This window comes from Virgibacillus oceani (assembly GCF_041521345.1).
GTDB lineage: Bacteria > Bacillota > Bacilli > Bacillales > Amphibacillaceae > Virgibacillus_N > Virgibacillus_N oceani_A.
The window spans coordinates 1-18,524 of sequence record NZ_JBGOHB010000044.1 but is presented as its reverse complement, the minus strand read 5'-3'; the positions used below and the strand labels follow the sequence as shown (position 1 = coordinate 18,524).

Annotated in this window: 21 protein-coding genes; 18 read left to right on the top strand and 3 right to left on the bottom strand. The window is 37.1% G+C overall.

What is annotated here, in order from left to right; all coding sequences use genetic code 11:
• Window positions 1–149 precede the first annotated feature (149 nt).
• Genes ACDX78_RS21420 through ACDX78_RS21405 form a run of 4 tightly spaced genes read left to right on the top strand, consistent with a single transcriptional unit; the run spans window position 150 to window position 1,474 of the window.
• The gene (locus ACDX78_RS21420; protein ID WP_486030623.1) at window positions 150–266 is read left to right on the top strand and encodes a transposase; all 117 of its coding nucleotides are present in this window, start codon (window positions 150–152) and stop codon (window positions 264–266) included.
• A 28-nt stretch (window positions 267–294) separates the two neighbouring features.
• Window positions 295–711, top strand: a complete 417-nt coding sequence (locus ACDX78_RS21415) for a helix-turn-helix domain-containing protein (protein WP_486030621.1) — start codon at window positions 295–297, stop codon at window positions 709–711.
• A complete protein-coding gene (locus tag ACDX78_RS21410) occupies window positions 675–869 on the top strand; it encodes a hypothetical protein (protein WP_486030620.1) in 195 nt (64 codons plus the stop codon). Before ACDX78_RS21415 ends, ACDX78_RS21410 begins: the two co-directional genes overlap by 37 nt.
• Window positions 854–1,474 (top strand): IS3 family transposase, encoded by a 621-nt coding sequence (locus ACDX78_RS21405; RefSeq protein WP_486030641.1) that lies wholly within the window; start codon window positions 854–856, stop codon window positions 1,472–1,474. Before ACDX78_RS21410 ends, ACDX78_RS21405 begins: the two co-directional genes overlap by 16 nt.
• Window positions 1,475–1,811: 337 nt before the next feature.
• Here ACDX78_RS21405 and ACDX78_RS21400 read toward each other — a convergent pair whose 3' ends face one another.
• Both ACDX78_RS21400 and ACDX78_RS21395 read right to left on the bottom strand, forming a co-directional pair.
• Entirely contained in the window at window positions 1,812–2,162 is a 351-nt protein-coding gene (locus tag ACDX78_RS21400; protein ID WP_486030618.1) for an MmcQ/YjbR family DNA-binding protein, read from the bottom strand.
• A gap of 428 nt (window positions 2,163–2,590) precedes the next feature.
• The gene (locus tag ACDX78_RS21395) at window positions 2,591–3,175 is read right to left on the bottom strand and encodes a hypothetical protein (protein WP_486030616.1); all 585 of its coding nucleotides are present in this window, start codon (window positions 3,173–3,175) and stop codon (window positions 2,591–2,593) included.
• Between the two features lie 846 nt (window positions 3,176–4,021).
• Here ACDX78_RS21395 and ACDX78_RS21390 point away from each other — a divergent pair.
• Together ACDX78_RS21390 and ACDX78_RS21385 are read left to right on the top strand one after the other, a co-directional pair.
• A complete protein-coding gene (locus tag ACDX78_RS21390) occupies window positions 4,022–5,074 on the top strand; it encodes an ArsR/SmtB family transcription factor (RefSeq protein ID WP_486030614.1) in 1,053 nt (350 codons plus the stop codon).
• Window positions 5,075–6,289 carry an MFS transporter gene (locus ACDX78_RS21385; protein WP_486030612.1) on the top strand — a complete coding sequence of 405 codons (1,215 nt, stop codon included), beginning with the start codon at window positions 5,075–5,077 and terminating at the stop codon, window positions 6,287–6,289.
• A gap of 231 nt (window positions 6,290–6,520) precedes the next feature.
• Here the strand turns inward: ACDX78_RS21385 and ACDX78_RS21380 are convergent, their stop codons facing one another.
• Entirely contained in the window at window positions 6,521–6,715 is a 195-nt protein-coding gene (locus tag ACDX78_RS21380; protein ID WP_486030610.1) for a cysteine hydrolase family protein, read from the bottom strand.
• A gap of 263 nt (window positions 6,716–6,978) precedes the next feature.
• On the opposite strand from ACDX78_RS21380, the gene ACDX78_RS21375 reads away from it, so the two are divergent.
• The 12 genes from ACDX78_RS21375 to ACDX78_RS21320 all read left to right on the top strand — a co-directional run bounded on the left by ACDX78_RS21375 (window position 6,979) and on the right by ACDX78_RS21320 (window position 18,072).
• Window positions 6,979–7,383 (top strand): VOC family protein, encoded by a 405-nt coding sequence (locus tag ACDX78_RS21375; protein WP_486030608.1) that lies wholly within the window; start codon window positions 6,979–6,981, stop codon window positions 7,381–7,383.
• 152 nt (window positions 7,384–7,535) lie between these two features.
• Window positions 7,536–8,420 carry an alpha/beta fold hydrolase gene (locus ACDX78_RS21370; RefSeq protein WP_486030606.1) on the top strand — a complete coding sequence of 295 codons (885 nt, stop codon included), beginning with the start codon at window positions 7,536–7,538 and terminating at the stop codon, window positions 8,418–8,420.
• 17 nt (window positions 8,421–8,437) lie between these two features.
• On the top strand, window positions 8,438–8,872 hold the full coding sequence (locus ACDX78_RS21365) for a GNAT family N-acetyltransferase (protein WP_486030604.1): 435 nt from the start codon (window positions 8,438–8,440) through the stop codon (window positions 8,870–8,872).
• A 14-nt stretch (window positions 8,873–8,886) separates the two neighbouring features.
• The gene (locus tag ACDX78_RS21360; protein ID WP_486030602.1) at window positions 8,887–9,438 is read left to right on the top strand and encodes an NUDIX hydrolase; all 552 of its coding nucleotides are present in this window, start codon (window positions 8,887–8,889) and stop codon (window positions 9,436–9,438) included.
• A 273-nt stretch (window positions 9,439–9,711) separates the two neighbouring features.
• Window positions 9,712–11,781 (top strand): catalase, encoded by a 2,070-nt coding sequence (locus ACDX78_RS21355; protein ID WP_486030600.1) that lies wholly within the window; start codon window positions 9,712–9,714, stop codon window positions 11,779–11,781.
• Between the two features lie 157 nt (window positions 11,782–11,938).
• A complete protein-coding gene (locus tag ACDX78_RS21350) occupies window positions 11,939–12,334 on the top strand; it encodes a hypothetical protein (protein WP_486030598.1) in 396 nt (131 codons plus the stop codon).
• A 28-nt stretch (window positions 12,335–12,362) separates the two neighbouring features.
• Window positions 12,363–13,484: a winged helix-turn-helix domain-containing protein gene (locus ACDX78_RS21345; protein WP_486030596.1), complete on the top strand. Its 1,122-nt coding sequence runs from the start codon at window positions 12,363–12,365 to the stop codon at window positions 13,482–13,484.
• Window positions 13,485–13,533: 49 nt separating this feature from the next.
• Window positions 13,534–14,823: an MFS transporter gene (locus tag ACDX78_RS21340; RefSeq protein ID WP_486030594.1), complete on the top strand. Its 1,290-nt coding sequence runs from the start codon at window positions 13,534–13,536 to the stop codon at window positions 14,821–14,823.
• 497 nt (window positions 14,824–15,320) lie between these two features.
• On the top strand, window positions 15,321–16,244 hold the full coding sequence (gene cyoE / locus ACDX78_RS21335) for a heme o synthase (RefSeq protein ID WP_486030592.1): 924 nt from the start codon (window positions 15,321–15,323) through the stop codon (window positions 16,242–16,244).
• A 78-nt stretch (window positions 16,245–16,322) separates the two neighbouring features.
• Window positions 16,323–16,601, top strand: coding sequence for a GNAT family N-acetyltransferase (locus ACDX78_RS21330; protein WP_486030590.1), 279 nt, complete (start codon window positions 16,323–16,325; stop codon window positions 16,599–16,601).
• Between the two features lie 296 nt (window positions 16,602–16,897).
• On the top strand, window positions 16,898–17,803 hold the full coding sequence (locus ACDX78_RS21325; protein ID WP_486030588.1) for an RluA family pseudouridine synthase: 906 nt from the start codon (window positions 16,898–16,900) through the stop codon (window positions 17,801–17,803).
• Between the two features lie 17 nt (window positions 17,804–17,820).
• Window positions 17,821–18,072 (top strand): hypothetical protein, encoded by a 252-nt coding sequence (locus ACDX78_RS21320; protein ID WP_486030586.1) that lies wholly within the window; start codon window positions 17,821–17,823, stop codon window positions 18,070–18,072.
• Window positions 18,073–18,524 lie beyond the last annotated feature (452 nt).

The window sequence follows — 18,524 nt, the reverse complement described above, 5'->3', positions numbered from 1 at the left end:
GTACATCCAAGTAAAAATAAACACAGATATAGAAATTAATAGTCTTAAAGATTAGCCAAAATTAAAAATGGTAATGGAGAGTTCAAAAATGAAAATCAATAAAAGTAAGTTAGCTCGAGATATGGGGGTCGATCGGAGGGGTGTTTTTTATGGAAAAATATAGTGAAGAATTTAAAATGAAGCTTGTCACCTTGTATTTAGATGGCATCATAGGATATGGATCATTGGCAAAAAAATATAATATGGGTAGCCAAACATATACGTGAATGGGTAAACGCCTATGAGTCTCAAGGAATGAATGGGTTAAAACGAAGGAAGGCGAAGAGGGAGTATTCAGTTCAATCTAAATTAGATACGATACAATTTATGTTAAACACAGGTGCTTCTTATTTAGATACTGCTGTTCACTTTAATTTGAACAACCCTTCCTTAATCACACGCTGGATGAAAGAGTTTCATGAACAAGGAGTAGAAGGCCTGCATCCAAAACCAAAGGGGCGACCTTCTATGTCTAAGAAACCCAATAAACAAAAGAAAAAGGAAGAAAGAAAGATAACACGTGAAGAAGAGTTGGAACGTGAGAATGAACTACTAAGGCTAGAAAATGCGTACCTAAAAAAGTTGAGAGCTTTTCGGGAAAATCCGGATGCCTTCCACGAAAAGCACAAGCAAAGGTGGCATTTGAACTCAAAGAAGAAGGATTCCGATTAAAGGATATTTTTCTTGTTGTAGGTATTCTTGAAGCAACCTATCACTATCATGTGAAAAACTTTGGAAAAGAAGATCCGTACACAGAGCTAAAAGAACTCATTACCGACCTATTTAAGCAGTTTCATGAACGCTATGGTTACGCATCACGAAGGAATTAAAGAAATTAGGACATCATGTTAATCATAAAAAAGTGTATCGACTTATGCGAGAACTGGGATTGAAATGTGTAAAATTTATGCGGAAATCCCGTAAAAACAATTCTTATAAGGGGAAAGTTGGGAAGGTAGCAAAAAAACGTTTATCCTGCCGTTTTAGCACACCTACTCCTCTTCAAAAACTAGTAACCGACATTACAGAATTCAAATGTCTAGGGGATGAGAAGTTATATTTAAATCCAATTCTTGATCTTTATAACGGAGAAATTATTGCTTTTGAAATCAAGAAACGTCCTACGTTAGATCTAGTTATGCAACCTTTAAGAGAAACGATAGAGATAATAAATATTCACGCAACTTACCGCACCACCATCCATTCTGATCAAGGATGGCATTACCAGCACAACCAATGGGTGCAAACATTGAAGAAAAATAAAGTATTCCAAAGTATGTCACGAAAAGCAACCTGCGCAGACAATGCGTCGATGGAGAATTTCTTTGGTATTTTAAAGCAAGAAATGTATTATGGGGAAGAATTAGTACGCTATGAAGAATTAAAAAGACGGATTGAAGAATATATCTACTGGTACTTCTACTTTTATTCATAAATTGGATCCATTAACTAACCGGCATGAACTTCATTTTCATCCATTTATTTCAAATGTTTTGCGAAGAAAAAAGCACCACATTGGTACTTTTACTATTTTTCTGGATTTAATCTTTTCTAATTCACCGATAAATCTGCTCAATTTTTTAGGATTATCTAAGCCTAGTTGAACAGGATAAAATAAAGTAAAAGTATTTTCATTTCTTTTAGGGTTAGGTTGTGAATGAGTTACATAACTGTTTATGGTAACAGTTATTTTCCCCAACGTATATCTGGTTATTGATTTCACTGTATTAGGTAACAAATTTCTTTTAAAAGTCGATTAATATGATCAAGCATCATCCTATTTCTCTTTGTTTTTTCTTTGGTAATGATTGAAATACCAAAGAGTATGATTTATCTATTAGTTGATAAATTAATTCTCTAGGTACATCTTCATTATAATAAATCGAATTCCAATGATTTTTATTTAAATAATATCCTGGATTTATTGCCTCATGTTCATTTCGCAATTCCTCTGAAATTTCTGGTTCACATTTTAAAGAAATTATATGTTTTTTATATTTGTCTTTACCTATGATAGCAAACATCTTTCCACCAACCGTATAGTTATATGCACCCCAATCTTCAATAAATTTTTCAATACTTCCCACTTTAGATTTACACAATTCTCTTAATGCTTTTTCCAATATAATAATCCTCCTTCTAACAGTATGCTATTTTAAGTTTACCTTAAAATTTCAAAGGGCTATTGTAAAAATCGGACATATTTCAAGAAAAATGTAATGGGGTAATGCGACTGTTTTTTTAAGGCGCGAATCATATGAGGTTCACCATCATACCCCGCCTCATATGTAAGTGCTGTTAAAGAGATAAATTATTTTTTTAAAATTAATTTATCGTGTTATTAAAACGAACTATTTTAGAAAACCGTTTCATACTTCATCCAATATCTTGGTTATATAAACGTCGAATTGTAACTGCTAAACAAAAGTGGACAGTTTCTGCTCGATAGAATTGAACACTTTCTGCCAAAATAACTAAACCGAACTAATTGGAATGTAATGTGCCATGATAAATAAATGAAGTGACCCCTTACACCGTTGCGAATATTATTTTACTTTTGTTGAATGGAGATCCCTTTTAGTAGATGTTTTAACTCTGTAACAAACTTTTCCAATTCAGATATCCCTTCAAGATTATTAAGCATTCCTTGAATAACTGGCTCTCTAGGTATCTCCCTTTCCAACTCCTCTCCAACTACTTCTAGGGAAACTAAATAGTTGTTGTTATTTGGGAGTTTTTCTATTTCTTCCTTCAGGAGATGTAAAAGTTCATTGATTTTTGAATTATTGCTTTCTAATGAAAAGCCAGTTAAATCTGCTATGTGAATCATTTCTTTCTCCGTTAAAATAGGGGCATCTTTACTGCGAACTAGCCCGTTTACTATATCATCCATACGATTGATGAGGAATTCAGCAAGCATATGAATATTTAAATCTTTTTCATCCATGAGAAAAACACGAATATATGCTTGAAACATCCCTTCCAGCATAATAGCCAAATCCCATACGTAATCAGTGATCTGTTTACCATAAACAGCAAGTAATCCTTCACGATAAAACTGTCTCGTTCGATTTTGCTTCCGAAAAAGTGCTTTTTTTAAGGAATCATTTAGTGGAATTGCTTGTTCATAAGCCAAAGTAACAAAAAATTCCTTATGCTCAAATACTCCCTCAAAAAAGTAGGCAAGTTCCTTTATTCGCAGAGATTACGCCATATGAAATACAAAGTGATATTTACAAAACAAGCAGAATCTGATTTAAGGGGAACCCGGGTTATGTATGGAGGGCGGGACATTAGTGAACAGTTAAAGAAAAATAATTAATAATATATGCCAATTATATATCTGGTACCTGCCTTCCTCTATTAGGGAATGATCAACTTAACCTGGAAAGGCTTCTTCTCCCTCTTTTAGGTATTTTTAAATCCCCCCTTCATTGTTAGCAAGCATTTGTTTTAACCATCTTTTGTTATTCCAACTATTTTTACCCTAAAAAGCCCACGTAATCCCACCATTAAAATAAGAAATGCAGCAAGTAAAATCATTTTAGGAATAAGCGACAGTAATGCTACAAATTCCCCGATTGTGTTTCCAAACAATGGTTCATTATTCTCCGCGATAAGTGTATCAATGTAATATTTTGAATCAAGGGCGGAGATACAAATGAATAGATTCATGAATAATCAATAGCAGAAAAAATTAAACTCTTGCCTTAAATGAATGCATTTTACTATACCATAGCCTCATTACTAAAAGGACTAATAGTATAATAGAAATGATAATCCCAGTAATTCCAGCCATATTTCCTATCAATACTTTCCCGACCTCTTCACTATTTAACACTCCTGTATCTTCAAAATAGCTCCTTACAGAGATATTAGCATAATATTCAAGGAATTCAAACAAAACTTTTAAAATATTTCGTTCTATATATATTGAATTATATGTTCTATTATATTAGAATGTAATTAGGAGGCGATATAAATGAAAATATTAGATACTACATATCAACCATCATTTCCGGAAATGAAAATGAAGCAATCTATTTTACATGAAGCTGCTTTAGGGATTGCAGCAGTGACTAATAAGCCAATTCACGAAACGCTTGATGATGCAAATATATACTGGGAAAATCATCGTCCTTTTTCTAAAAAGCTGGAGAAGGAACTTGATGGAGCGGAGAAAAATAATACATGGAAAGTTGTATTGGATCTGCTTCAAGAACAGGATTTCGAGGAGATTGAGGCGTTTCAAAAATATATCGACACACTATCGGAAGCTGAATTCCGCATGCGCGCATTGCCATATCTGGGCCCCTCCTTAGAAAATATTAGCAAGCGGGCAGCAGCGGGCGATAAACAGGCAATTGAATTAATGAAGGAATCAATCAATGAACATGCATTTTTTTCTTCTTTAGTTATTTATGTGTGTGTAACTCCAATAGATGTATTGCGCGATCACATTATTAACTTGATTACTTTATGGTACGAAGAAATAATCATACCAAATAAACAAGCACTGACCGAAGTTTTGAGTCGGGATATACAAGCAAAACAAAATATGAAACAACAGCTCTCTCCAACAGCTTTTATTCAATGGGTCTTAGACTATAATGAATATGAAGCGGAACCTGGTGTTACGGAGATCATACTGATCCCTCAGGTCACTTATCGTCCATGGGTAATATTTTCAGAAAGGAAAAATCGGAAAATATTCTATTATCCTGTAGATGATGAAAGTTTACACGAAAGAATAGACCCTTACAGGCCGCACTTCAAAATGATTCAAAGATACAAAGCATTGGGGGATGAAAATCGTCTGAAGATGCTAAAACTTTTATCCGAAAAAGATAGAACGCTTAAAGAGCTGACAGAAGCAATTGGTATGGGTAAAACAACCGTACATCACCATGTCACTTTATTGCGATCTGCAAGACTTGTTAGGGTTGAAGGATCTAAATACAGCCTTCAAAGGCATTTGCTTGGTGTGGAATCGAAGCAGTTGCTGAACTATTTAAACATAGAGGAAATGGAATAGATGCGATTTGGGATAGATTTCACTCGACTCTACAGCAGCATGTGTACCTCCGCTTTTGCTCATACTTTTGGCACGTTTATCATATCGTGGTTTGTTTATGATCTGACCGGGTCGGAACTTGCTATGGGAAGCTTGTGGATTATTAATATAGGGACACAAATTTTTGTTCAGTTTTCCATTGGTCCTTACATAGATCGTTTTCAAAGAAAGTCTGTCATGATGGTTTCTGAATCTGTGCGCATTTTAGCATATATTTTATTACTGATTATTTCCTTTACTGGACATTTAAATGCAGGAATACTCTATTCCGTTGCATTTTTAACCGCAGTTGTTGTATATGATCCTCCAGCAAATGCCCTTGTGCCCAACTTGGTTAAAAAAGATCAGCTTGTTAAAGCAAATGCGCATATTGCAGGAACAGTTCAATTTATGCGGCTGATTGCTTTGCCAATTGCAGGATTGGTTGTAGCATCATTCAGTATTTATTTGGCAGTTTTTATGGTTGTTTTTCTGTTTTTGATATCCATACTATTTGTTTCATTGATACAGGAACACAGACAGTCGAATAAAATGGTGGGCAACAATTGGTGGAGTCAGTTTAAAAAAGGCTTAGCTGTCTACCGTAAGCAAAAGATACTGATTTTTCTTGGATTCTTTATAGCTGTTGTTAATTTTAGTGTATTTGCAACGCAAGTCATGTATATTCCATACGTATTGGAAGTGTTAGATGGTACTTCATTTAGCTATGGATTATTTGCGGCTTCCTTTCCGCTTGGGTATATCATTGGTTCATTTATTGTAGGTAAGTTAAGTGAACCGTCACAGAGATTAATGTACATACTGATGATTGGCGCATTATTTATCGGAGGATTAACGCATGTTGGCCTTGGGCTTACCACTTTATTGTGGGCTGCAATCATGATTGAAGTGATTGCAGGCATCATTATGCCGGTCTGGAATATATACTGTAACACACTTTTTCAAAAGCTTGTTCCAGATGACATACGAGGCCAGGTTTTTACAGTGCGATTTATTTTTTCTAAAATAGCGACACCGCTAGGTATTATTTATGGCACATTTTGGGCGATAAGTTTTACCTTGCCTACATTATTTTTATCTGTTGGAATATTGACTTGTGTACTGACAGCAGTTGGTGTGATGAGTTTGGGATTGTATTATCTAAAGCGCCCTGAGACTGAAGAAAAGATTAGTTAAAAATAGTCTAGATGATTGGTCCATTGCTTATGATAGTTTTCAGAACCATCCATATGATTTATATAAAGTAGTACAAAAAAATGCAGTGTATAAGCATAATAAAAGAGGCAATCCTCGGTGACTATTGGACCCCTTTGTTTACTACCATCCACACTTTCTGTAGAAGAATTTATTTGGAATAAAATTTGAGAGAATTATATATATGGAAAGCTAAGTATCCAAAGGGACCACCTAATTTAATTCAGATCCGGTTGAATGTTTATAAAGCGGACTTTCTACCATGTCATCGAAATGCCTCATGAATATAACTGGCAGTCCGCTGGCTTTAAAATCTTTAATAATAATCTCCCTAAGTGTAAGTACCTGTTTAAAGTCTCCAAAATTAACAATCCCGTTTTGTACATCAATTACTAATAGTACTTTCAAAATTCTCTCTCTTGAATGCAAATCATTTTTCCATTTTTTTCGTCTGCGATAATTTTTATTATGTTAGAATGATATTTAAAGGGAATGCACCATTGGACTGACCACCTTTTTTTGTACAAAACGGTTTTGCAGCAGGTTATCGTTGTTTTTGATACTACTTATTATTTAGCTATACCTTGAACGCACAGCATATATTCAAATAATCTAAATTAACTTTTACATAAATCTACACAAATATAGTTTAGAAAAGGTGATAATTAATTATGCAATTCAATGATTTTACAGCTGCACAGGTCAGAATAGCTAGACCCACAGATAAATTTGAAGCGGTTATTGATTTTTATAAAAATGGTCTGGGATTAACTGAAATTCAACAATTTAAAGGGAATCGAGGATACGAAGGAATTATTTTTGGGTTACCGGATACTGACTATCATTTGGAATTTACTCGGCATATTGACGGTAGTCCTTGTCCTGCTCCATCCAAAGATAATCTATTAGTCTTCTATATCACAGATGAAAAAGAAGTCAAAAAAGTATCCGACCGGCTACAAAAGATGGGATATGAGGAAGTTAGACCTGAGAATGGTTACTGGAAAGAACAAGGTGTGACCATAGAAGACCCGGATGGATGGCGAGTAGTTTTAATGAATAGGTCATATACGTGATTACATAGTGATTGATTCTAACGAACCAGCCAAGAAAAGTGTTTAGGCGGATAAAATCTTTTATAATAACGCATGAGTGGTCAAATAAATAGAGAGTAGATGTGATCAACGCAGCATTTGGTACTCACTTTTTCAAAAAAGGAGAATAACTAATGGAGAGAAGAATAGGGAAGTTTTATACGCATGGTGCAACTATTGAATATTCCATAGTTGGAAAGGGGGAACCTATACTGGTTTTCCATGGCGGTCATTCAAATTGTAAGGAAGAATTTGGATATGAAGCCTTAATTAAAAATGATTTTTCGATTATCACCCCATCAAGAGCAGGTTATGGAGGTACATCAAAGGAAATAGGAGAAAATCTTGATGTGGCATGCGAAAATTACCATAGCCTATTAAACTATTTAAATATTGATAAGGTTGACCTGCTTGGTATATCTGCAGGAGGCCCAAGCGGTATATATTTTGCTTCCAAATACCCGAAAAAAGTACGTTCTCTTACATTACAATCTGCTGTTACAAAAAAATGGCTCACCCCAAAGGATAAAGAATACAAAGCTGCCAGCGTGTTATTTCATCCAAAGACTGAGAAATACACATGGAAGTTAGTTTCTGGTATGAGTAATATGTTTCCAGGCTTTATTTTCAGACAAATGTTCCCATCATTTAGCATGCTGACTTATAAGGAAGCAAAGCCTAAAATAAGTGCAGATGATGTGGAAGAGATTAGAAAAATGAACAATCGCCAACGGTCGGGACACGGTTTTTTAATAGATTTGGAACAGGTAAATGAGATCACGGTGGAAAATTTGCAAGATGTATCTTGTCCAACCCTCATTATGCATAGTAAGTACGATAGTTCGGTTCCCGTCGAACATGCATATTTCGCTCATAAAAATATTCCGCATTCAGCGTTAAGCCTATTGGATACTTGGGGACATTTAATTTGGCTTGGTGTTGATTCTGATAAAACCGATCATAGGCTGATTAGTTTCCTGGAAAGTATGGACAGAAAAGCGTTTATTGACTCTAAATAACGGAAGGAGACAAAGGAATGAACCCATCAATTAAAGAACTTCAAACGCAAAAAGAAATTCTTAAGGCATTTCCTATTATGCGTCAATTACGCACGCATCTTGATGAGAATACATATCTTGGTTTAGTCACTGAGGCACGCGAGAAAGATAGATATAAAATGTTAGCTTTGATAGATGAGGGAGAAATGGTTGCGGTAATTGGATTTAAATCAATGATCACACTCTATTATGGTAGATTCGTCTGGGTTTGTGATTTGGTTACAGATGCGAGCCGCCGTTCCAAAGGATATGGAGAACAACTGCTTTCATATGTTCATAAGTGGGCAAAGGAACATAACTATGAAAGTGTTGCTTTATCTTCAGGTTTGCAGCGAGAAGATGCTCACCGATTTTATGAAGAAAAAATGAATTATCACAAAGCAAGTTATGTATTTAAAAATCCATTAAACTAATATAGGAGAGAAATATGGAGAAGTGGAAAACGTTAAATTCAACGTACGTACATAAAAGCCCGTTTGGGAATATCCGGAAAGACTGCTGTGAACTTTCAAATGGAATAGTGATTGAGGATTATTTCGTCAACGAGTATGCTGATTGGGTGAATGCAGTGGTGGTCACGAAAGAAAATCAGGTGGTGCTGGTTGAACAATATCGGCATGCCGGGGGAGAATATTTCATAGAAGTTCCTGCTGGGAAAAGAGAAGGGGATGAAACGGACGAAGAAGGATTAATTAGGGAAGTAAAGGAAGAAACGGGGTATATCTCTCAAAAGAAACCTGTATTTCTCGGAGAATTCATGGTGAATCCGGCAATCCAAAACAATAAAGTGAAAACTTTCCTAATACTGAATGCATACAAAGCGTCTGAACAGGATTTGGATAGTACGGAAGATATAAAGGTGAGGTTATTTGATTTCGAACGGTTCGGAAAACTGATGCTGGAAAGAAAAATTAATACCCAGTTGTTCACCTCGAATGCTTATTTACTGGCAAAAAACTATATAATTAAAAACTTGTAATAAAACAGCTCATTATGAAGATCGTCAATTTGGACGGTCTTTTTTAGATTTCAAATTACTTGTCACTCCCCGACCTAGAAACCTTTCGACAAAATTCGGGTGAATTCGAGGAGTGACAGGTATCCCTGTCGGCACCCCCGTTATTTCTCAGAGGCACATATACAGCCTGTCCACAATATAGTGTAGATTCAGCACTTACACATAGAATAATTTCCTTTTGCATACATATTATTTATTGGAGATTTAAATATCACGGAAAGTAAAGGTGATGACGTGGATAAAGATAAGGATAGACATAAAAAGCCATTTAAAGGCAATGAGAAAGACGAACAGTTAGAACAGAACCGCAGGAAAAATACTGGTCCCGGAAAGAAGATGACAGATGACAATGGCGTCAGAGTATCAAATGACCAGACTTCATTAAGGGCAGGAAAGCGCGGTCCGCTGCTGTTTCAGGATTTTCATTTTTATAAAAAACAATCCCATTTCAGCCGGGAACGGATTCCTGAAAAGGTGGTTCATGCCAGGGGCTTTGGGTTATATGGTGAATTCGAAGCTTACAAATCTCTTAGCCATTTGACCAGTGCCCATTTCTTGGGAGAGGCGGGACGTAAAACACCTGTATTTTGCCGTTTTTCAAATTTTGTAGGAAATAAAGGGTCAAAGGATACTGCTGTAGATATCCGTGGGTTTGCAGTTAAGTTTTATACACAGGAAGGTAATTATGATTCACTATCTCTTCAATTCCCTATTTTTATTCTTGCAGATGCGATGAAATTTATGGATGTTACCCATGCTGCGAAACAAAACCCGATTACGGATATCCCGCAGGCTACAACAGCGCATGATAACTTTTGGGATTATGTAGCCAATAACCAGGAATCGGCCCATATGGTGATGTGGCTCATGTCCATGCGTGGTCGTCCGAGGAGCTGGCGGATGATGGCAGGCTGGCCGATTAACACATTCCGTTTTGTGAATGCGCAGGGAAAATCCATCTTTGTCCGGTTTAAATGGGAGCCTAAGCTTGGCGTTCATTCCCTGTTGCTTGATGAAGCAAATATTATTGGCGGGGTAGATCCGGACTTTCACCGACGGGATATTATTGAGGCAGTCAATAAGGGAGCTTATCCGGAATATGATCTTGGTATCCAGCTGATCCCTGAAGAAGACCAATTCAAATACGACTTTGATGTATTGGATGATACAAAACTTTGGCCAGAGGAACAAATTCCAGTTCAAATTGTCGGGAAAATGACGTTGAATAAACTGGTTGATAATTTCTTTACCGAGGAGGAACAGTCCGTATTTGATCCTGGCAGTGTAGTTCCGGGAATAGGCTTTACCAATGATCCAGTTTTACAAGGAAGGGCATTTGCTTATAGAGATACAGAGTTATACAGGCAAAGTTCAGCAAATATCGAGGATCTCCCGGTAAACAAACCAATCGTTGAAAGGAACTTTAACTTGCGTGATGGCTATCAGCACCACCGGATTGATGTGGATTCCGTACATTATCATAATAATTCGCTGGCGGGCAATACACCTGCAGAAGCATCAGCTGAAGAAGGCGGATACGTCCATTATCCCGAAAAAGTGGAGGGGGATGTTACCAGGGAAGTCCCGAGTAATTCGTTTTATGATTTCTTTTCCCAGGCTAGGTTATTTTGGAACAGCTTGTCCACGGTGGAAAAACAGGATCTGATTGAATCATTCAGTTATCATTTGGGATACGTAAAAAGTAAGTCTGTCAGGCAGCAGAATGTGGAAATGTGGGGTAGGGTGGATACGGAGTTTGCAACTATTCTTGCTGACAATATCGGTGTGACCCGTCCGAAGACCACTCATGTTGCCGAAAACAGAACTTCTCCAGCTATTAGCCAGGCAAATACCACATTTTCTGCTTACACACAAAAAGTAGGGATTTTAATTGGCGATGGATTCAATGGGGATGAGGTAAGAAGTACAATAAATTACCTGCAGCAGAACGGCGTATTTTATGATGTCATCAGTGATAATCTCCATCCGGTTGTTGGTTCGGATGGGACAAAAATCGAAGTTAATGAGACATTCACCACGAAGTATCCTGTTCTGTATGATTCGCTTTATGTTGTTGGAGGAAAAGCCAAAAATCAAGGGAAATTCAACCGGGAAATAATGAATTTCATGAATGAAGCATATCAGCACTACAAACCAATTGGCATTGCCACCACCGCACAAAATTATATTAAAACCTCGGACAAAAATAACCTGGCAGGCGTCATTTTTGCCACGAACAATCCAAATTTCGGTAGTGATTTTGTCTCCGCAATTGCTAAACAGCGTTTTTGGAACCGGACTTGAATAAGTTCAGTATTTATATAAGCTATACAGAAGCTGGTTGTGACAGGGATTCTGACAATCAGCTTTTTTGTATGTGTTTAACATTGGTGATTATCGGTATATTTCTATATGGATATGATATAATTATGCAAAATTAATGTATTAGGAGATTTTCGATATGAAAATAAAAATAAGAATTTTACTCTTATTTTTAATGCTGCTGGTTGCAGTTAGTTGTTCAAATAACACTTCTGATAAAACTACGGCAGTAACCATTCAATTGGATGATACCGAAGAAAATTTCAGCTACATAATAGAAATCATTCCTGAGGAACAGCCTCAGTATATCGATTTCGATGCATCGTATCCAAGTGCCAATGCCTTTGTATACAATAATGATGGATTAAACTTGGAATTAGAGACTGACCTTGAATACGCTATAAATATCTATCACTCAGAAACCGAAATACCACCAGATTATGCTGGAGATTTGGCTGAGTACATGGATGAGAATGTATCAACAGTTTACAATGCTTTTAACGAAGAGAACAATGAATTAATCATAGATTTATAACATTTTTTTACGCTCGGAGGGGAACATTATGAATTTTTCCGTGGAGGATTATTCTGTAACGCTGGAAGACAATCAAGTTACGTTACTGAGAAAAGAATTTTTCTTATTGAGATTTTTATATGAAAATAACGGAAGTGTTTTTTCACGGAACGAGTTGCTGGATGCTGTCTGGCCATTAGAGGAGCCAACGGATCGCACGGTAGATGATCATATTTACCGGCTGAGGAAAAAATTATTCCCTTTCCGTAACATATTATCGATTAAAACTGTGAAAGGATTAGGCTATGCTTTGAAACTGGAAGAACACACTCATGTACCGACTGTACCAGTACCGGAAGAAATATCCCGCCAGGCAAATGAATTATTTGATACATATTATAAATATGGCCAAGGGAAAGCATTAAAGGAATTAATGACAAATAAAGCACTAGGTTTTCCGATTGATGAAAAGCAGGAAACCGTACTTTGTTGGCTTCGAAGCGATTTTGATTCATTGCTCAAAAAGCGGGACGGAACGGATCATATTTTTGTTCCTTTATTGCTGTATGGATTTGTAGAAAAGAATACGGAAAAAGTAATAGATGTGCATGAACAAGTACTTAAGAAGAAAATCTTAAAAGAGAAAGAACGAATGGATATAAGCTGTTTCAGCTTGGCAATGTGGTATTTGAAAGTAAATAAACCAGCGTATTCCATGCAACTTGTACAAAAAGAGTTGGATGCGATCAGTTCTCCTGAACACGGATTTCTGCCTTTTTTGCATATCATGAAAACAATCATTCTGTTTTATGATAATAAAATGGCAGAGGTGGAAATAGGGCTTAACGAAGCAGAAAATGTGCTTATACATTTTCCTTTTTTAAGAGAACAAGCTGCGCTCAAGATGATGCAAGGAATGTTTTTCATTAAAAAAGGTGAAAAAAAAGAAGGGAAGAACATGATTGATGAAGGGATCCGGATAATTCACCAATCAGGTCATACTTATTATTTTTTATTGATATATCAAATGCTGGATCTAATCCTTCCTAAAGCGAGTATGAAGGAAGAGCTGATCCATCATTATAAAAAAGAAGCTGATGAATATTACAAACTCACAAACCTGTTCAAGTTAAAGGCTGAGATTGAAAAGCAAGTTTTTTCCGTTCTCTGATATTCCTCTGATATTGATCTCTTATCCTTTTATACAGGAAGGTGATCAAATGGAAAATCAGGCAGCCGGAAAAATGTCTATATGGAAAAACCGTACGTATGTCATGTTATTCAGTTCGTATACCATCTCTACGTTCGGTCGATTTTTTGATGTGCTTGCAGTCATGCTGATATTCAGCTACGTCTGGCAATCAGAACCTTGGGTGATTGCGCTTATCCCTGTTGTTTACGCACTCCCTCAAGCTTTATTCAGTCAATTTGCAGGCGTTTGGATCGACAGAGGTAAAAAGGTTAGAATTATGCTTCTGGCAGATTTACTGACAGCAGTTTTTACCATTACACTTATTTTTATATCCAATCCATGGGTTATGCTAGGAATTATTCTTGTACGCTCCGGCATAACCGTCGTTCATTTTCCTGCCCAGCAGGCGCTTGTCAGGCAGGTGGTTCATCCTGATTTGATAATAAAAGCTGTTACTTTAAATGGCACCGTAAATCAATTATCAAAAATAATTGGTCCTTTCCTTGGTGCTTCCATTGCTGCAGCATTTTCACCAAGGTTGAGTTTTGCAGTTTACGCTTTTGCTCTTTTGGTTTCTGTTTGCATTCTGCTATTTGTACGCCACGTGGATGCGGACGAATCTGCAGTTACACTTGAAGGAGGAATGGTGGAGAACGATTCTTTTTGGAAAACATGGGGAAATGGCTGGGGTATTATTTTGCGTTCTAAAGTGTTGTTGGCAAGCTTTTCTTTTTCTTTAATTGCTTTTACGTCCATCCAATTGGTAGATGCGCAATTCGTTGTATTAACACGGGAGCTTTTTCCCGACAATCCTTCTCTGTTAGGCTGGCTTATGTCTGCAGTAGGTTTAGGAGCGGTAGGGATCATTCTATTTATAAATAGGTTGAAAGGAATAAGAAGGTATGGCTGGTTTTTGGGAAGTTCAATATTTTTAATCGGGGCAGGTCTTCTTGCCATGGGCATGTTATCGCCTGGTGAAAATATTTGGTGTATCATCGGTCCCGCACTTGTGATAGGGATAGGCACAGGTATATTTAGTGTTGTTTTCAGCTATATACTTCAAATGGAAAGCCCGGACGGAAAGGTAGGGCAGATGTCGGGAATGTATAATTCCCTGACAGGTATTTTTTTAGTGCTTGCACCTATTGCCGGAGGTTTCTTGGTGCAATGGTTTGGGGTGTTTCATATTTTTCAGGTGATTGGGTTGGTCACTTTGATTATTGGGTTTATTGGTATTGTTATGCAGAGAGTGTTATGGGGGAAAGCAGCCGGATTAAAAGATAATGTTAAAAAAGCAGATAAGGGAGAGGCTGGTTGATCTCGGAAACCAGTCCTTTTTCTCGGGATGCAGGGACAGTGTAATGTCCCTGTTGCTAGTAGTTTTATAGGAACATGACATGTGCACTTCAAGCCTATTTTTTCTTTCAACTAAAATTCTATAATTTCAGGATTCTTAGTGTGCAATTTGAGTGATAATGTCCATAACTAGTAAAGAAACATCCATTTACCTAATGAATTGTACAAGGAGCGTGTAAAAATGGACGGAGAGAATTCCGTTTTTTAGTTTTCTATTCCAAGAAAAGGGAAATTTACATTGGTGTACCAAGTAACACGAACACATTCTCTCGTTATTAATTTTTACAACGGATTATTATTTTAACAACTCGCCCCGCTTACTGTTGTCCTTCAAATGAAAAATAACCATACCCCTCATCCGCTTCCCCCGCTCAATTACTATCGTCCTTTATTATTCCATGATAAGATAGATATTATTACTGTAATTTTATATTTTTACCTGTTTCTGGAGGACATAATATGAAGCACGAGGATAAGTCTGAGCAAAATGCTGGTCAAAGCAAAAAATCGACACTCTTTAGCGATATCAAATCACTTTTTAAAGCAACCGTTTTAATTGCGAATGTGCTGCCTGTTATTTCCGGTTTTTGGCTTGCACTTTATTTTACGGATAATGCTTTTGCGGATTATTGGGTGATTTTTTTACTCACTGTGATTGGAAGTACGCTGGTGATGGCCGGGGCTTTGGTTTTAAACAACTGGTATGACGTGGATATTGATACGATTATGCAGCGGACGAAGAATAGGCCAACCGTTACAGGAAATATATCTATGAAAGTTGTTTTGGCAATCGGAATAGGCACCAGTATTCTTGGACTGATTATTTTATTATTTACAACGCTCGAAGCAACCATTTATGCCTTTATTGGCTGGTTTTTGTATGTTGTGCCTTACACGATGTGGACAAAACGGAAATATACATTCAATACTGTCATCGGCAGTTTGGCAGGAGCGGTTACACCGTTAATTGGGTGGGCGGTAATTGATTCCGCTTTTCATATTGTTCCTATTGTCCTATTTCTTATCTTGTTCATATGGCAGATGCCGCATACATTTGCCATTGCGATTAGAAAATATGATGAGTATGAAGCAGCCGGTGTAGCGATGTTGCCGGTGGTGCATGGATTCGAAGTAACGAAGCGGCAAATGGTCGTTTACATTGCTTGTTTGCTTCCATTGCCATTTTACTTGGCGCAGCTTGGCACAGCATTTATCATTATAGCGACCCTATTGAACCTTGGCTGGCTTGCCATCGGGATCAGCGGTTTCTTTGTAAAAGATGTGGTGAAATGGGCGCGATGGAACTTTCTCTATTCAGTAAATTATTTATTGCTCATTTTCTTAATGGTGATTGCAGTAACATTGCCGATGTTTCAAGGATAGATTATTTTTTTGGCTGTGTGTAAATAATAAAGTATGATAAGAAGAGAATAAGAATTATATTTGTTAGGAGGATGAGTCATGGAGGAAATTAAAAAAGGGGATAATAAATTTTACGTTGGTGAGGATGAGGAGAACCCGCTGGCGGAAATTACTTTTGATACATCCGATGAAAATAACCTCGTCATTGATCACACCTATGTGTCCAATGAATTAAGAGGGCAGGGAATAGCGGGTCAATTAGTGGATAGAGCCGCGAAACATGCCCGTGAAGAAGATAGTAAAATTGTTGCTTTATGTCCTTATGCAAAAAGCAAAATAGAAAATACACCGGAGCATAAAGATATATTGGTGGATTAAGGTACAAATATAACAGGGCGGCTTAGAAGCTTGCTCTGTTATTTTTTGCAGCAGGGTTTTAGGTGAACCGTAGTTTTTTATTTATCCGATGATCCAGTTCCTTGCATAATAATATATGATGACCAAGGTGAAAAGCGGAGCTGAATTTTCCCGCTGCAGGAAAGCATATGGTTTTATCAAGGTGTATTTATATAGAAAGAGAATTATTCTAAATACCCGGAAAAAAACACATCGGTCAACACAGGCTTAAAAAATAAGCAGAAGCAAGATTTTCCAAAAATAGAGGAGCATTTCATATGGCTAAAGGTCATCAATCCAATAATAAGAAGCAAACAAATACAATTCAATATAATGTTAAGAAGCAGATGGAATTATTACCGTTCTTGTTAGAAGTGATGTCCAACCGCAGCCGTAACTCGGTGAAATCAATACTTACCCGGGGGCAGGTTACGGTGGATGATCATATAGAGACAAAACATAATTACCCGCTTTATCCAGGACACGTCGTTACGATTCTGAAAAATAAAGCTGCTGTACAGGAAAGTGCATTGATTGGTATGTCCATTTTATATGAGGATAAAGACATTATTGTAATTAACAAGGAAGCTGGTCTTCTTTCCATTGCAACGCATAAGGAAAAAAAACAAACAGCGCATCATCAATTAATGGAATATGTTCGCATGGAAGACCCGCAAAATAGAATTTTTGTCATACATCGTTTGGATAAAGATACTTCAGGTGTGATGATGTTTGCTAAAAGCGAACAGGTAAAGCGGAAACTGCAGGATACGTGGAAAGATAGTGTAAAAGAACGAAGCTATGTGGCACTTGTTGAGGGGAAGGTAATGAAGGAAAAAGGATATATTTCATCATGGCTAAAGGAAAGCCGTACCCATCTGATGTATTCCAGCCCTGTAAAAAATGATGGACAGCATGCAATCACCCATTATAAAGTAATAAAATCCAATGAAAACTTTTCGTTATTGCAAGTGGAACTGGAAACGGGGCGCAAAAACCAGATACGTGTGCATATGCAGGATCTAGGTCACCCAGTTGTTGGGGATAAGAAATATGGATCCAAACAAAATGTGATCAGACGTCTTGGACTCCATGCAAAGGTACTGTCATTTAAGCATCCAACTACAGGTCAGGAATTAGTATTTAAAGCAGATGTGCCTAAGTCGTTTTTGGATAAATTTTAAAATGAAAGGAGTAGTAAATGAAGAAATACATTTTTTTTACGGTTTTTTTCATCGCTGCTTACTTTATTTTACAAATTGGAACAGGAATGATATTAACTGTTCTTTATATACCAAGTGACCCATGGGAAAGCAGTATGGCCGCAGCTTCTCAAGTTGAAATAGGCCGTACGGCAGCATGGCTTCCATCCCTGCTTTATATTCTACTTTCCATTGTGATTGCTTATGGAGGAATGAAATTAGTTGATAAGCGTATGATAAGAAAGGATTAGCAGTCAATTACAGTTGCTAATCCTTTTATAATTGCTTATCGTACTATAAAATTTTTGATCTGTGGATAATCTTCTATATAAGAATAGCCACGTCTAGCTCCAGCGCCCAGCGATAGCGGGTCTTTACGGTGGGACGAGGAACGACTGTACCGCAGTCCCGGACTTCCTTCACCTCGGGCCTACAGGATGTAGGTCAGTTCGGTGTTGCGACAGGATGTCGCGTTCTTAACCGAACATCCTTTCATAAGTCAACATCGGCTCCTTACGGGTAAAGGAAGGCCGACTAACTACGACCTTGCCGGTCAACGTCGGCATACCCCCGATGCGGGAGCATGTTTCCTTTATCTCCTACCATGAAAATAAAGTTCTAAAATAAGGAATAAATGTCAATACTAAAGTAGACGCAGCTCATTCATTTTTTTAAAAGGAGTGCGCCATCACTCAAAATCTAT